Source organism: Pacificoceanicola algae (assembly GCF_049341065.1).
In the GTDB taxonomy this organism is placed as follows: domain Bacteria; phylum Pseudomonadota; class Alphaproteobacteria; order Rhodobacterales; family Rhodobacteraceae; genus Pacificoceanicola.
Genome location: NZ_JBMPIX010000001.1, coordinates 160,135 through 175,391 on the forward strand (window position 1 = coordinate 160,135; position 15,257 = coordinate 175,391).

The 15,257-nt window shown below is 61.6% G+C and carries 12 protein-coding genes; 6 read left to right on the forward strand and 6 right to left on the reverse strand.

Annotated elements, in window-relative coordinates; translation table 11 throughout:
* Positions 1–54 precede the first annotated feature (54 nt).
* Complete coding sequence (locus ACOYQJ_RS00765) at positions 55–1,353, forward strand: DUF3422 family protein (protein WP_422904085.1); 1,299 nt, start codon at positions 55–57, stop codon at positions 1,351–1,353.
* An 80-nt stretch (positions 1,354–1,433) separates the two neighbouring features.
* Here ACOYQJ_RS00765 and ACOYQJ_RS00770 read toward each other — a convergent pair whose 3' ends face one another.
* From ACOYQJ_RS00770 to ACOYQJ_RS00785, 4 genes are all read right to left on the reverse strand, one after another.
* Positions 1,434–2,477: a YeeE/YedE family protein gene (locus ACOYQJ_RS00770; RefSeq protein ID WP_422904086.1), complete on the reverse strand. Its 1,044-nt coding sequence runs from the start codon at positions 2,475–2,477 to the stop codon at positions 1,434–1,436.
* A gap of 205 nt (positions 2,478–2,682) precedes the next feature.
* Complete coding sequence (locus ACOYQJ_RS00775) at positions 2,683–3,663, reverse strand: ABC transporter permease (RefSeq protein WP_422904087.1); 981 nt, start codon at positions 3,661–3,663, stop codon at positions 2,683–2,685.
* Positions 3,656–4,663: an ABC transporter permease gene (locus ACOYQJ_RS00780; protein WP_422904088.1), complete on the reverse strand. Its 1,008-nt coding sequence runs from the start codon at positions 4,661–4,663 to the stop codon at positions 3,656–3,658. The genes ACOYQJ_RS00775 and ACOYQJ_RS00780 overlap by 8 nt, the downstream gene beginning before the upstream one ends.
* A 100-nt stretch (positions 4,664–4,763) precedes the next feature.
* On the reverse strand, positions 4,764–6,461 hold the full coding sequence (locus ACOYQJ_RS00785; RefSeq protein WP_422904089.1) for a peptide ABC transporter substrate-binding protein: 1,698 nt from the start codon (positions 6,459–6,461) through the stop codon (positions 4,764–4,766).
* Between the two features lie 256 nt (positions 6,462–6,717).
* On the opposite strand from ACOYQJ_RS00785, the gene ACOYQJ_RS00790 reads away from it, so the two are divergent.
* The 4 genes from ACOYQJ_RS00790 to ACOYQJ_RS00805 all read left to right on the forward strand — a co-directional run bounded on the left by ACOYQJ_RS00790 (position 6,718) and on the right by ACOYQJ_RS00805 (position 12,392).
* Positions 6,718–8,550 (forward strand): ABC transporter ATP-binding protein, encoded by a 1,833-nt coding sequence (locus ACOYQJ_RS00790; protein WP_422904090.1) that lies wholly within the window; start codon positions 6,718–6,720, stop codon positions 8,548–8,550.
* 81 nt (positions 8,551–8,631) lie between these two features.
* A complete protein-coding gene (argE, locus tag ACOYQJ_RS00795) occupies positions 8,632–9,789 on the forward strand; it encodes an acetylornithine deacetylase (RefSeq protein ID WP_422904091.1) in 1,158 nt (385 codons plus the stop codon).
* Positions 9,786–11,129: an NAD(P)/FAD-dependent oxidoreductase gene (locus ACOYQJ_RS00800; RefSeq protein ID WP_422904092.1), complete on the forward strand. Its 1,344-nt coding sequence runs from the start codon at positions 9,786–9,788 to the stop codon at positions 11,127–11,129. Before argE ends, ACOYQJ_RS00800 begins: the two co-directional genes overlap by 4 nt.
* 99 nt (positions 11,130–11,228) lie before the next feature.
* Entirely contained in the window at positions 11,229–12,392 is a 1,164-nt protein-coding gene (locus ACOYQJ_RS00805) for a M20 aminoacylase family protein (RefSeq protein ID WP_422904093.1), read from the forward strand.
* Between the two features lie 47 nt (positions 12,393–12,439).
* Here ACOYQJ_RS00805 and ACOYQJ_RS00810 read toward each other — a convergent pair whose 3' ends face one another.
* Both ACOYQJ_RS00810 and rsgA read right to left on the reverse strand, forming a co-directional pair.
* Positions 12,440–12,703: a DUF2934 domain-containing protein gene (locus tag ACOYQJ_RS00810; RefSeq protein WP_422904094.1), complete on the reverse strand. Its 264-nt coding sequence runs from the start codon at positions 12,701–12,703 to the stop codon at positions 12,440–12,442.
* Between the two features lie 299 nt (positions 12,704–13,002).
* The gene (gene rsgA, locus ACOYQJ_RS00815) at positions 13,003–14,028 is read right to left on the reverse strand and encodes a ribosome small subunit-dependent GTPase A (RefSeq protein WP_422904095.1); all 1,026 of its coding nucleotides are present in this window, start codon (positions 14,026–14,028) and stop codon (positions 13,003–13,005) included.
* A gap of 222 nt (positions 14,029–14,250) precedes the next feature.
* Here rsgA and ACOYQJ_RS00820 point away from each other — a divergent pair, with 222 nt between their 5' ends.
* On the forward strand, positions 14,251–15,048 hold the full coding sequence (locus ACOYQJ_RS00820; RefSeq protein WP_422904096.1) for a glycosyl transferase: 798 nt from the start codon (positions 14,251–14,253) through the stop codon (positions 15,046–15,048).
* Positions 15,049–15,257: the final 209 nt, after the last annotated feature.

Consider the following 15,257-nt stretch of genomic DNA (forward strand, 5'->3'; position numbering starts at 1 on the left):
TCTAATGCGCGGTGTCCTTTGTAGTTTGCGCAGAACTGACAAGGACACACGACCATGCCGCCGATTCAGGACCATCCTCTGCGTTATCAGCTGGCCAATGAGCTGCACGCGCGGCCCTTTCCCTCACTGACAGCGCCTTGCCGTGCGGTCTATCTGGCGATCAAGCAGCCTTGGAATGCCGCCACGCGCGACCGCGGGCAGGACATGGAGCACCTGATCGATCTGCTGGACCGTCACGGGACAGGGCACCCGCAGCCGGGGGCGACACATTTTTCGGCGCGGATCGGCAAGCACACTCTGAAATGGGAACAGCACACGGAATTCGTGACCTATACGGTGTTTCTGTCTGGGCTGGGCGAAAGGCCGTTCGATCCGGCGGATTTTGACGTCTTTCCCGAAGACTGGCTCGAGTCCGCGCCCGGGGTGCGGGTGACCTCGGCAATGATCCGGATCGCGCCGCGCCCCAGTGACGATGAGATCGGCGAGTTGCTGGACAGCTGGATGGTCGCGGAAAGCGTCGCGGTCAGCCGGGTGCTGGACGACGATGCCGTGATCGCCGGGGATTTCCGGATTGATCCGGCCGGACACCAGCGCTTTGCCGTTTTCACCTCGGAGGGGGTGGGCGAACGCCGCGTGGGCCGGATCGTTCAGCGGCTTTGCGAGGTCGAAACCTACAAGACGATGTCGATGCTGGGGTTCACCCGGGTACGCCACATCGGCCCGCGCATGGGCGAGATCGACGAAGAACTGACCCGCCTGATGGAGGCAATGACCCAAGGCACAGGTCCCGAAGAAGAGACCTTGAAAGCCTTGCTCTCGGTTTCGGCGGAATTGGAAAGCCTTTCCGCGCAGTCCTCGTTCCGGCTGGGGGCGACTGGGGCCTACGAGGCCTTGGTGCACAAGCGGATCGAGGTTCTGCGCGAGACACGGTTTCTGGGGCGGCAGACCTTTGCTGAATTCATGACCCGGCGCTATCTGCCCGCCATGCGGACGGTCAAAAGCACCGAAGGGCGACTGGGTTCCATGTCGGACAGGGCGATGCGCGCGGGCGATTTGCTGCGAACCCGGGTCGAGGTGCAACGCTCGGCGCAGAACCAGCAACTGTTGGAAAGCATGAACCAGCGGGCCGAAATGCAGTTGCACCTGCAAAAAACCGTCGAAGGGCTGTCGGTCGTGGCAATCAGCTATTACGCGGTCTCTTTGGTCAGCTACCTGCTGTATCCGGTGGCCGAACCTTTGGGCCTGTCCAAGGGAACCTTGACGGCCTTGGCGGTGGTACCTGTGGTGCTGCTTGTCTGGCTGTTGATCCGGCGCATACGTATGTCGATGGAAACGCATGGGCCGGATCTGTAGAGCGTAAGTCGGACCGGGGGGCGATGCCCCGCAGCTCTTACGGCACAGCTGCACCGGACGTTGTAACAAGGTGTAGCGCGTTACTCTGCCGGAACGGTGTTGAAACCACCCTGAGCCGTGCGAGACAGCGCGGCGTTGGTGGCCAAAGCGCCGACGGTGATGGCGGCCAGCGCCAAAATGGCGGCGATCGACAGCGTCGGAACACCCGATAGTCCAGCGCCCACGGTGCAGCCACCAGCAAGGACGCCGCCAACACCCATGAGCGCCGCGCCAGTCAGGTAGCGGCCGGTTTCAACCGGGGTCGAGAAGCTTTGCCAGACAAAACGACGCGCCGCGAGGGCCGAGGCAAGCGCGCCCAGCAGGACGCCTCCAATCAGCCCTGCGCCAAAGCCTGCGGGGATCGATGTGGCGGCAACGGTCCAGAACAGGGTCTCGCTCCAAGGGGAAGTGAAGCTGAGGCTTTCCATGGCGATCGGGTCGAAGTCGTCGAACAGGACAAAGCCCGTGCCGACCCAGCCCAGCGGCACCAGAAGGCCAAGCGCAGCGGCAAGGATCAGCGTGCCCGGGCGGTTGCCTGACCGCAGCGCATAGGCAAGTGTGGCGAGTGCGAGGGCAGCTGTCCAGATCAGCGGATTGCCCGGCAGCGCGGCGCTGTCCAATGCAATGGTCTGGCCGACGAGCGCAGTGCGCAAGGGGGCGAGCACGCCTTTCAGCGTTGCGTGGGCCACGATTGCAAAGACCGCCAGCACAGTGAGGGCGCGCAGGTTGCCCGTCCCCGCCAGAACCGTCAGCCGCGATGCGCAACCGCGCGTCAAAACCATGCCCGCGCCGAATAGCGCGCCGCCCGCAAGGATGGCGATCAGCGGCAGGTCACTTGCCATAAAGCGGTGGTCGGCAAAGGCAATCCACTCCATGTAAACAGCCCCTTGGGTGCCGAGCAGGGCAACGGCCAGAGCCGTCAGCCAGACCCCCATGGCGGCGCGGCGGTCTTCACCAATCAGGGCGCGGCGGAAACAGAACTTGGTCCGTTCAGCCAGAACGCCGTAAAGCGCGCCAAGGGCAAGGGCGAAATAGACCGCCACTTGCGGCGCGGTGAGGGTTTCGAAGCCAAGGGATTCGAACATGGGGCAACCTCCGGTTTGGAATAATGTTCCAATGAAGGGCCAAGTGGACAGCTGGCAAGGCCTTTGTTTATAGGCTGCCGCCGGTCTGTTGGAACGTTTTTCCGCTGGGACCCTTGCGGTGCGAACAAATGTTCCGGGCCATGAAAAAGGGGCGGTAGAAGTTCTGCCGCCCCTTTGGGTCTTGGTCTGACTGTCCTTATTTGGTTCAGCGCCCGCGAATACGCGGATCCAGCGCGTCGCGCAGCCCGTCGCCGATGTAGTTCACCGACAGGACGGTGACCGAGATGGCGATTCCCGGCAGGATCACACGCTCGGGGTATTGCTCCATCCTCTGCACGGCGTCGGCCAGCATCTTGCCCCAGGTCGGGAAGTCAGAGGGGAAGCCGACGCCAAGAAAGCTGAGCGCGGATTCAGTGATGATGGCTGTGGCCAGACCCAGCGCGGCCGAAACCATGATGGGCGAGAGGACGTTGGGCAAAAGGTGCTTGCGGATGATCTTGCCGTTTGTGGTGCCGATCGAGCGGGCCGCAAGCACGAATTCGCGTTCCTTGATGGCAAGCACATCGCCGCGCACGATGCGCGCCGTTGGCATCCATGACGTGATGGCGATGATCGTTACGATCAGGATGAACATGCCGCCTTCGGGGCCAAAGCCCGCGCGTAGCGGTTGTCGGAACAGTGTCACCGCCAAGAGCAGCAGCGGCAGGATCGGCAGCGCGAGGAACAGATCGGTTGTGCGCATCAGCAAGCCGTCGATCTTGCGGAAGTATCCCGCCAGAACGCCGATGGCCGTGCCGATCACAAGGCTGAGGATCATCGCCGCCCAGCCCACGGCCATCGAGGCACGCCCGCCGGCAATGATCTGGGCAAGGTTGTCGCGGCCAAGCTGGTCCGAGCCGAGCGGTTTGGCCCAACTGACCTTGGCGCCTGAATCCCAGATTGCGGTGTAGATCGGGCGCATGTCCTTGTTTCGGATGTCCAGCTTTTGCGGATCGACCGTCCAGATATAAGGGCCGATGAGCACCACAAGCGTGATGAAGACAAGGAACCCAAGGCCGAACATTGCCCCCTTGTGCTTGCGGAACTGATCCCAGACATCCTTGCCGCGCGATCTGGGCGGGGCGAGGGGGGCGGTATCCTTGAGCGCTTCGATTGGGGTTGGGCTTGCGGGCACGGGGTCAGTCATAGCGGATCCTCGGGTCAAGGATGCCGTAGAGGATGTCGGCAATCAGGTTGAACATCACGATGAGCACAGCAAAGATAAAGGTCAGCGTCATCACACCCGGCAGATCGTTCGCGAACAGCCATGTGAGCAGAAGCTGCCCGATGCCGTTCACCTTGAAGACGTTCTCGGTGATGATGGCGCCGCCGAAGATCGACGGGATGCCAAGCGCGATCACCGTGACCACCGGGATCATCGAGTTGCGCAGCACGTGCACCATGACCACCACCGCTTCGGACAGGCCCTTGGCGCGGGCGGTGCGGACGTAATCCTGATTAAGATTGTCGAGCATGGTGGCGCGCATGTAGCGCGACAGCTGCGCCGTGATCTGCAGGGCCAGAACCATCACCGGCATGATCATCTGTTGCAGTTGTACTTTGAAGCTTGCCCAGTCCTTGACCACGTGGGTGGTGTCATAGATCGACGGGAACCAGCCAAGTTGTACCGAAAAGATCACGATCAATAGCGGGCCAGTAAAGAAAGGCGGGATCGAAAAGCCGATCATCGTCACGAAGGTACCGGCCTGATCGAACACCGAATACTGGCGGTAGGCGGAATAGATACCAACCGGAATGGCGATCAGGATCGCCACCACATAGGCCACGCCCACAACCGTCAGGGTCTGCGGAATACGCTGCACCACGATGTCCATCACCGGGGACCGTGTCTGCCACGAGATGACGCGCTGCTTGCCTTCCGAGAAATCGGTGCCAAAGAGCCAGTCAAAGAAGACCTGCGGTTCGACCCAGAAGACCTGGACCAGCCATTTCCAGTATTGCACCAAAGGCGGCTGGCCTACGCCAAGCGCCTCTCGCATCTTTTGTTTGACCTCGTCCGGGACGGTCAATGGCACTTGGGCCATGGGATCGCCGGGGGCGAGTTGCAGTAACATGAAAATCACGAAACTGATGAACAGAAGCGTCGGGATCGAAAGGATCAACCGTCGCAGGGCGTATGAAAGCATCGGCGCCTCGGGTCAGAAGTTTCTTTTTGTTCGGTTCAGCAGGTAAGGCGGCAAAACCGCCTTACCGTTGGTCGGGGCGGGGTTTCCCCCGCCGCCGTCCTTACTGCATGCGGTACCAGTCCGCGACATTCCAAAGCTCGGAGTCCCAGACGTTCAGCTTCACACCGCCAAGCGAGTTGGCATGGGCCGAAAGACGGCCACGGTGCACCAGCGGGATCAGCGATCCACGCTCGAACGCGATGCGGCTCAGCTCTTTGCCGATACGATGGCGCTCGGCCATGTCTGCGGTCTCGGACAGCTGCTTGTGCAGGGCATCGAATTCCTCGTCGCAGAAGCGCGAGATGTTTTCGCCCTGCCACTGGGTTTCCGGACGCGGAGCCTTGTCGCACAGACCGTTGCCAAGATAGGCTTGCGGATCGGTGCCGTTGAAGGTGTTGGCGTACATTTCGACGTCAGCATAGAACTTCTGGAAGGTGTCGGGCGACCCCGCGTCCCCGCCGAAGAAGACCGAGCTGTCGACGTTGCGCAGTTCGACTTCCATGCCGATCTGTTCCCACCAGTCCTTGATCAAAGCCTGAAAGTCCTGACGGACGGCGTTGGTCGAGGTCTGATAGAGGATCGACAGCGGCACGCCGTCTTTTTCGCGCACGCCGTCGCCGTCGGTGTCGACGATACCAGCGGCATCCAGCATGGCCTTGGCGCCGTCGATGTCCTGCACGTCGCAGCCTTCGACTTCGATGGCAAAGGCTTCGGGGGCCGGAACCCAGGAACAGCTGACACGGCCAGCCTGACCATAGCCGACCTCAACCAGAAGCGGGCGGTCAATGGCCATGGACATGGCTTTGTAAACCGCCGGATCGCTCAGGAAGGGGTGCGGGCGCACGACAGAGCGCTCGTCCGGGCCAAGATCAGGGCTGGGGTTGGTGTTGTTCAGCATGATGCGCTCAAGCAGCGGACCAAAGCCTGCCACGGGAACGCCCTTGCCGCCTTCTTGCATGCTGGCGATCACATCGGGGGCCAGCTGAAGGTTCCAGGCATAGTCAAATTCGCCGGTTTCCATCACCGCGCGGCCCGCAGCCGCCGCATCGCCGCCACCTTTGAAGGTGACCTTGGCAAAGGCTGGCTTGGCCGGATCGCGGTAGTTGGGATTGGCCGACAGGGTGATCACGTCGTTCGGCTTGAATTCGTCCACCACGAAGGGGCCCGTGCCGATGGGGTTGAAATTCTGCTCGGTGCACGAAGAGGCCGCGGCGCCAAGGCAGTCTGCGAACTGGGCTTTCTGCAGGATCGGGCTCTCACCGCCGACGAAGGCCGTGTAGGGATTCGGCATCGGGTTTTCGTAGTTGATCACCACGGTGGACGCATCCGGTGTTTCGACCGACGTAATGCCGCCGAATTTGGTCAACTGTGCGCAGCCGCCTTCGGGATGGGTGCAATACTCGTAGGTGAATTTCACGTCTTCCGAGGTGAAATCCGTGCCGTCCGACCACTTCAGGCCCGGGGTCAGCTTGTAGGTAATCTGCTTGAGATCCTCGCGCAGACCGCCGTTTTCCAGCGTCGGGATTTCGTCGACCAGCCAAGCGACCAGCGTGCCGGTTTCGTCATAGCGCAGCAGGGGTTCGATGATCATCGAGCTGGATTCGACATCCTTGGTACCGCCCGAAAGGAAGGGGTTCAGGATGGAAGGGGCTTGCCAGTAGATGATCTTTACTTCGCCGTCCGCACCGCGTTCGGCAAAGGCGGCTGGGGCCAGTGCAAAGCACGCGGCGGCCCCCAGCATGAGGGTTCTAAGCTTCATGTCTCACTCCTAGTTGGACCGGGGCAATGCCCGATTCTTGTTGATTGCGGCGAGGTTGTCGGCTGTGCCTACGGACTGCAAGGGACCATATTCGGTGTCATCCCGGCAATACGCGCGTCACATACATCCCCACTCTGCCCACCATCGAAACAGAGTTTGCGCAAATTGCAAGCATTGCCTTCGAGTTAAGCAGTTGAAGGTTTGACAGTGCTGAAAACATAGCCTTACCGTCAGGAGGACGAAGAGAGGACGCAAAATGCTCGACGACACGACAGCAGGCCCGATTGCCCGGATCGAAAAACTCCGGGTTCAATTCCAGACCAAGGATGGCCCGGTGGTCGGGGTCGAGGACGTCTCGTTTGACATCAATTCCGGCGAAACCGTTTGTGTCGTTGGTGAATCCGGCTCCGGGAAATCGGTTTCGTCACTGTCGCTGATGCGGCTGGTGGAATACGGCGGCGGCGAGATCGCCAATGGCCGACTGCTCTTTGACCGCAAGGATGGCGAAGAGATCGATCTGGCGCAGGCCGGACAGGGGCTGATGCGGACGATTCGCGGCAATGAGATCGGGATGATCTTCCAGGAGCCGATGACCGCGCTGAACCCGGTGTTCACGGTGGGCCGCCAGTTGACCGAAGGATTGCGGGTCCACAAGGGCATGTCGCGGGCGCAGGCCGAGGCGCGGGCGCTGGAACTGCTGCGGCAAGTGCGCATCCCCGAGCCGGAGCGGCGGCTGAAACAATACCCGCACGAATTGTCGGGCGGCATGCGCCAGCGGGTGGTGATCGCCATGGCGCTGGCCTGCGAGCCGCGCCTGTTGATCGCGGATGAGCCGACGACGGCGCTGGACGTGACCATTCAGGCCGAAATCCTTGCATTGATCGACCGGCTCAAGCGCGAGACCGGCACCGCCGTTATGTTCATCACCCACGACATGGCGGTGGTGGCGCAGATGGCGGACCGCGTGGTTGTCATGTTCCGCGGCAACAAGGTCGAAGAGGGCACCGTCGAGCAGATATTTGAAGCGCCGCAACATCCCTACACGCAGGCTTTGCTGGCGGCGGTCCCCAAGCTGGGCGAGATGAAAGGCAAGACCTTGCCTGAACCCATGCGCCTGCTGGGCCACAAGGAATCCGAGGTCAAGCCGATCAAGGGCGAGGACACGGTGTTGCTCGACGTGCAAGGGCTGACCACGCGCTTTGCAGTGCGGGGCGGCTTTTTCCGGCGGCATATCTCGAACGTCCATGCGGTCGAGGATGTCTCGTTCAAGATCAACAAGGGGCAGACGCTGAGCCTTGTTGGGGAGTCGGGCTGCGGCAAGTCCAGCGCCGGGCGTTCGATCCTGCGACTGGTCGAGCCGATCGCCGGCAAGATCATGCTGGACGGAGTGGATGTGATGGCCCTGTCGCAATCGGAACTGCGCGATGAGCGGCGCGAGATGCAAATGATCTTTCAGGATCCCTTTGCCTCGCTCAACCCGCAGATGCAGCTGGCCGATCAGGTGGCCGAGCCGATCAACAATTACCGAACCGAAACCGGCAGCGCCGTGATGGACCGGGTGGCCGGGCTGTTCGATCGGGTGGAGCTGCCGCGCAGCTTCATGCGGCGCTATCCGCACGAGCTTTCGGGCGGTCAGCGGCAAAGGATCGCGATCGCGCGGGCGCTGGCGCTGAACCCCAAGCTGATCGTTTCGGATGAGGCCGTGTCGGCGCTGGATGTGTCTGTGCAGGCGCAGGTGCTGAACCTGATGATGGAATTGCAGGCCGATCTGGGGCTGTCCTATCTGTTCATCAGCCATGACATGGCCGTGGTCGAGCGGGTGAGTCACAATGTCGGGGTCATGTACCTTGGCCGGATCGTGGAACTGGGGCCGCGGCAGGCGGTCTTTGAGGATCCGCAGCATCCCTATACACAGGCCTTGATGAAAGCGGTTCCGATTGCCGATCCGCATCGGCGCAAGTCCGAGAAGGACCTGAACTTCAAGCCGATCCCGTCGCCGATCCACCCGGTCGAGTACGAGCCCGCGCCGTCGGAATACAATGAAGTCAGCCCGGGGCATTTCGTGCTGACCACCGACAGCGGGTACTGATTTTCGGACGGCGGAGCGAGGGGCGCTGCCCCTCGCGCTCCCCGAGGTATTTAGAGCCCAAAGAAACATGGAAAGTGAGTTTTGATGGAACGGATGTCGCCGAGGGCGATCCTTGAGGCTTTGGTGCGGTTTCCCACGGTGAGCCGGGATAGCAATCTACCTTTGATCGATTGGGTCGAGGCTTATCTGTCCGGGCACGGTATCAGCTGTCATCGCCACTACAACGAGGACAATGAAAAGGCGGCCTTGTATGCCCATGTGGGGCCGATGGTCGAAGGCGGCGTTGTGTTGTCGGGGCATACGGATGTGGTGCCGGTGGACGGGCAGCCCTGGGGCTCTGATCCGTTCACGGTGACCGAACGGGATGGCAAGCTGTTCGGGCGGGGCGCCACCGACATGAAGGGCTTTGACGCCTTGGCGATCTGGGCTTTGGTTGAGGCGCAGCACCGGGGCGTTTCACGGCCGTTGCAGATTGCCCTGAGTTACGATGAAGAAATTGGCTGCACCGGCGCGCCGCCTTTGGTTTCGGCGATGGCGCATTTGCCCAAAGCCTCGGATGTGATCGTCGGTGAGCCGACGATGATGAAGGCGGTCACCGGTCACAAGGGCGGTGTGACATGGTGGGTGCATGTGCATGGCTTCGAAGTTCATTCGTCGCTGCTGCACACCGGGGTCAGCGCGATCATGTGGGGGGCCAAGCTGATTGACTGGGCGAACCAACTGAACGCCTCGATGACCGAGGCGGCGCCCGTCGGAATGGCCGGGCTGTTCGATCCGCCTTATACCAATGTGCATGTGGGCCAGATCCATGGCGGCACTGCGCATAACATTGCGGCCAAGGACTGTGAGTTCGGGTTCGGTTTTCGGGTGGTTCCGGGCGAGTCTCTGGACGAGTGGCGCGCTTTGTTCATGGGCAAGGTCGCGGAATTGACCGACGAAATGCAGAAGATCAGACCTGAGACCTGGATCGAGGTTGTCGAAAAGTTCAGTTTGCCGCCTTTTGCTCCGGTTGAGGGCAATACGGCCGAGGCACTGGTGCGTCAGATCAGCGGTGACAATAGCGACAACTTTGTTAGTTACGGCACCGAGGCAAGCCATTTTCAGGCGGGCGGTTACCAAGTGGTTGTCTGTGGCCCGGGCTCGATCAACGTTGCCCATCAGCCCGATGAATATATCACTTTGGAGCAGTTCGCCGAAGGCCAGCGTTTCATGGAAAGACTGTTGGAGCGTCTTGCGTGACTTTCCCGTTCCGCGATGAAGGGCCGGTTGAATTTGGTGCTGACCTGCCCGAGGCTGTCGACTTGGTGGTAATTGGTGGCGGGGTGATCGGCATAAGCACGGCGCTGTTCGCGGCTCGGCAGGGGCTGTCCGTTTTGGTGCTGGAAAAGGGATGTGTCGCTGCTGAACAATCCAGCCGCAATTGGGGATGGATACGCGTGCAGGGGCGCGATCTGGCCGAGATTCCCATTGCGCTTGAGGCGCAGGAACTTTGGAAAGCGCTGGATCAGGACTGCGACGGGCGCTTGGGCGTGCGGCGGGTTGGGGTGACCTATCTTGCGCGGACCGGCAAGGAGATGGCGGGTTTTGCCGGTTGGCTGAAAGAGGCGGCGCCGTTGGGCGTGTCCTCAAAGCTGCTGGACAAGGCCGAGACCCGGGCGCTGTTGGGTGAGCCGAACGCGCCATGGGTCGGAGCGCTTCACACACCGACGGATATGAAGGGCGAGCCCTGGGTCGCTGTCCCGGAATTGGCGCGACTGGCGCGTGGCGCGGGGGCCTTGATCCGCGAAGGCTGTGCCGTGCGCGGTTTGCAGCGCTCGGGCGGCGCGGTGACGGGCGTGGTGACGGAAGCGGGCCGCGTTGCAACGGACCGGGTGGTTCTGGCCGGCGGCGCGTGGTCCTCTCTGTTTCTGCGTCGGCACGGGGTAGATATCCCGCAGCTTTCCGTGCGCTCTACCGCCATGGCGACTGGGCCGTTGCCTCAGGTTGTGGCGACAGCAGCGGTGGATGACCGCATGGCCTTTCGTCCGCGCGCCGATGGTGGCTATACGCTGGCCCCCGCTGCCTATGCCGAGCTGTTTCTTGGCCCGGACAGCCTGCGCCATATGCGGCGGTATCTGCCGTTGGCCATTTCGGGCGAGTTCGACGTCAAGCTGCGCAAACCCGCCCCCAAAGGATACCCAGATGCGCTGGGCACGGCGCGCAGTTGGGCCGATGATGAGCAAAGCCCGTTCGAGCGGATGCGCATCCTTGATCCTGCGCCCAACGCCGCCAGGCTTGCCGAACTGCGCCAAAGTTTTGCCGAGGTCTACCCAGCCGTTGGCGAGGTCAGCCAGCAGGCCGGTTGGGCGGGCATGATCGACGTGCTGCCGGATGTCGTGCCTGTGGTTGACCATGTGTCGCAAATCCCCGGTTTGATCGTGGTCACCGGCATGTGCGGGCACGGCTTTGGTGCCGGGCCTGGGTTTGGGCGGATCGCGGCGGATCTGGCAGCGGGCAAGGAGCCGGGACATGACCTGTCGCGCTTTCGCCTTTCACGCTTCTTTGATGGGTCCAAGCTGGTGCGCGGGCCGAACTTGTAACGCCCCATCGTGTTACGGGTTGCAGCCTGCGGGCAGTGGTGGCAGGCTTTGCGGCAAAGACCACTCGCCCGACAGAACATACACTCACAGGAGGCGCAAATGCCTGTCAAAAACCGCTTTGCCGAATTGCAAAATGAAATCACCGCTTGGCGCCGGGATATCCATGAGCACCCGGAAATCCTGTTCGAAACGCACCGCACCAGCGCGCTTGTCGCGGAAAAGCTGCGCGAATTTGGTTGCGATGAGGTGACCGAAGGAATCGGGCGCACCGGCGTTGTCGGCGTGATCAAGGGCAAGTCGGACAGCGCGGGCAAGGTCATTGGCCTGCGCGCCGATATGGACGCCCTGCCGATCAATGAGCAGACCGGGGTGGAATATGCCTCTAAGACGCCGAATGCCATGCATGCCTGCGGTCACGATGGCCACACGGCAATGCTGCTGGGCGCGGCCAAATACCTGTCCGAGACGCGCAACTTCGATGGCACCGTGGTGGTGATCTTCCAGCCCGCCGAAGAAGGCGGCGGCGGCGGCAAGGAGATGTGCGAAGACGGCATGATGGACCGCTGGGGCATTCAGGAAGTCTATGGCATGCACAACTGGCCGGGCAAACCGGTGGGCAGCTTTGCGATCCGCGAAGGGGCGTTTTTCGCCGCGACCGATCAGTTTGACATTCATCTTGAGGGCAGGGGCGGTCACGCCGCCAAGCCGCATGAAACCGTGGACACCACGGTGATGGCAGCGCAGCTTGTGCTGGCCCTGCAGACGATCGCCAGCCGCAACGCCGATCCGGTGGATCAGATCGTCGTCTCGGTAACGTCGTTCGAGACATCGTCCAAGGCCTTCAACGTGATCCCGCAACGCGTGCACATCAAAGGAACCGTGCGCACGCAGTCCAAGGAGATGCGCGCATTGGCCGAAAAGCGGATCAAGGAGATCGCCGCCGGGATCGCGACGACCTTTGGTGGCACCGCCGACGTGGACTATCATCTTGGCTATCCGGTCATGGTCAACAGCCCAGAGCAGACAGAATTTGCCGCCGAGGTCGCCAAGTCGATTTCCGGGCAATGCGATGAGGCGCCGATTGTCATGGGCGGCGAAGACTTCGCCTTCATGCTCGAAGAGCGCCCCGGTGCCTATATTCTTGTGGGCAATGGCGACACCGCCATGGTTCACCACCCCGAATATAACTTTAACGACGAAGCGATCCCGGCAGGCTGTAGCTGGTGGGCCGAGATCGTTGAGCGCCGTATGCCCGCGGCGTGAATAGGTTTTAGAATAAAGACCTATTCAGCTGCCACGTAGACGTGAGGTTACACGTCGGCTTTCTTGCGCGTCCGGGGCTTGGCCGCTTTTGGCTTGGCCTCGGTCGCAGCTTTTGCCTTGGGCGCGGCTTTCTTGGCAGCGGGCTGGGCGGCGGCTTTTGCGCGCGGCTTGCGGGTTTTCGCGGGCGCGCTCAGGGCCTGCGTCGCACGGAACCAGTGGTCAGCGTCGCGGCCTTCGGGCTGGCCTTCGTCGAGCCAGAGAAAGAAAGCGGCTTCGGCGATTTTGGCTTCGTCGATTTGCGGGGTCGTCATGGGGCAGCTCCAGGGTATCGGGTTGAGTTAGCGCTAACTTACTTAGCGGAAATGCTGCGTTCGCACAATTATTTGCTGCGAGTGCAAGGCTGCTCCCGTGTCTTTTCTGCATCGCAGAGGGATTTTGTCTGGGAAATCAAATAGCGGTGCGCCGCGCTTTGCGCAGATGCGCGCTCGGATCACTGGCCAAAAAGGCGATTCCGGGCTTTGGAAGCGGGAGCCCGGACAATCTGGGATGTATTGCAATTGGAAGTGATGGGCTGGGCGCTGCATGGACCATGCAGCGCCCAAGGTCCTGCTTAGGTCGTCTGACCTTTTTTGTGTTTCTTCGCGCTCTTCACCATCTTGCCAAAGTTTTTCTGGCGTGCGCGCTGCTGGGCGATGCTGGCGGAGTTGTGGGCATCTTCGGCCTGCAGCTTGCGCCACCGAGACAGACGTTCCGGGTCCAGATCGCCCTTCGCGATGGCGGCCTGAACGGCGCAGCCGGGCTCTGCCTCATGGGCGCAGTTGCGGAACTTGCAGTGCGTGGCAAGCTCGGTCAGATCGTCAAAGACTTCGTCGATGCCTTCCTGCATGTCTGCCAGTTGCAATTCGCGCATGCCGGGGGTGTCAATCAGCCAGCCACCCGTGAGGGTGGGGACAAGGCTGCGAAAGGTCGTCGTATGGCGCCCCTTGGCATCGTCTTCGCGGACCGCCTGCGTCGCCTTGGCCTCGCCCGTCAGGGCGTTGCGCAAAGTGGTCTTGCCCACCCCGGAGGATCCGAGCAGCGCCAGCGTCTGGCCCTTGCCGCACCAAGGGCGCAGCCGAGCAACGTCTTCCGGGTCTTTGGCGTTGATTGCGATGGCGGTCAGCACAGGCGACAGGCGCTGGGCTTCTTTGATGTAGCTTTGTGGATCATCGGCAAGGTCGGGCTTGGTCAGGATCACCAGCGGCAGGCAATCGGCCGTGGCGGCAAGCGCCAGATAGCGTTCCAGCCGCGCAACGTTGAAATCGGCGTTGCAACTGGTGACGATGCCAAGCGTATCGACATTGGCGGCGATGCGCTGGGTATAGGCGACGTGGCCAGCGGCCTTGCGCGTCAGGGCGGACAGCGCCTCAAGTCGCCGGACCGCATGGGTCTCGTCGCACAGAACCCAATCGCCCACGGCGTATGACCCGGCATGATCCGCAGGGATCAGGCGCAGGGGCCCCTTTGCGGACAGGGCGCGCAGGCGGTCGCGCTGGACCTCGGTAACGCGGGCAGGGGTAAGGGCGGTGTCGTCTTCCGTCAGTTGACGGGCGAAATGGTCCGACCATCCAAGGTCGGCAAGCGTATAGTTGGTCAATGGATCAATCCCGTTGAGACAAACGTTTCGCGCCCGCAAAATACGGGTCGCAAGGCGTGCTCGGGCAGCATACTCAGCAGTGCGCGGCCCGGAGGGATGAGACAAGCTCCATCAAATCTCCGAAAACGGGTTCCAATCGGACGTCAGGATAGGCGGGCCGCCCGCGCTGGTCAATCATGTGCAGCGTTGATAGGACTTCGGCAAATCAAAGGTGGATGAGCCATGCAGCCAGTCAATATCATGTGCATCAAGTGGGGCACGCTGTTCGGCCCCGAATATGTCAACCGGCTCTATTCCGGCGTACGGCGGAATATGACGCGGCCGGTGCGCTTCATGGTCATGACCGAACACGCCGAGGGGCTGCACCCGGATATCGAAGTGCTGGACCTGCCGGTGGAGCCCTTTGCCGAGCCTATGGCGCAGGCTTTGGCGGTGGCCAACCGGCAGGGCGCGATGCGCAAGGTGTCGTTGTTCAGGCCCGGATTGGTGCCGGATTTGCAGGGGCCGGTTTTGGGCTTTGACCTTGATGTAGTGATCACCGGATCGTTGGACGAAATTGTCGCTCTGGCGCCGGGAACGGTGGCGATGCGCCACGACTGGACCGAAAAGCGCAAGGGGCGGCCCACGGGGCATGGCTCGGTCTTTCGGTTTGATCCCGCCCTTCATCAGTTTCTGTATGAGGATCTGGCAGCGAACCCCTACAAAGAGGTCGAACACGCGCGCGGGTCCGAGCAGCGATACACCTCACACAAGGCGATGGACCGCGGAGTTTTCACTTATATTCCGGGCGAATGGGTGGTGTCGTTCAAGTATGACTGCAACCCGTTTCCCGGCAATTATTTCCATCCGCCGCGCCTGCCTGCGCAGGCCCGCGTGGTCTGTTTCCATGGCCGTCCCAAGATGACGGATGCCTTGGACGGCTGGAAGGGGTCGTTCATCCGCTATTCCAAACCTTGCGATTGGCTGCGCGAACACTGGATTGACCGATCGAAGGCGGATTTGGGCGACGCGTGGGCTTGAGGATGGCACAAGCACAGAAATCGCCACGAATGTAGAATTTCGGGCACGCGGATGACCGCTTCGAGCCCTCACCGGACATTCGAACCAAGCGCAGCCGAGGAGCGGTCTCAGCACCCAACTCCGCTTGATGCTGAAACCGGGATGTTCGCGGCCCAACCGCGCACGCATCTTTGACAGTCCAATACGACAATGGGCCAGACCGAGTTGCT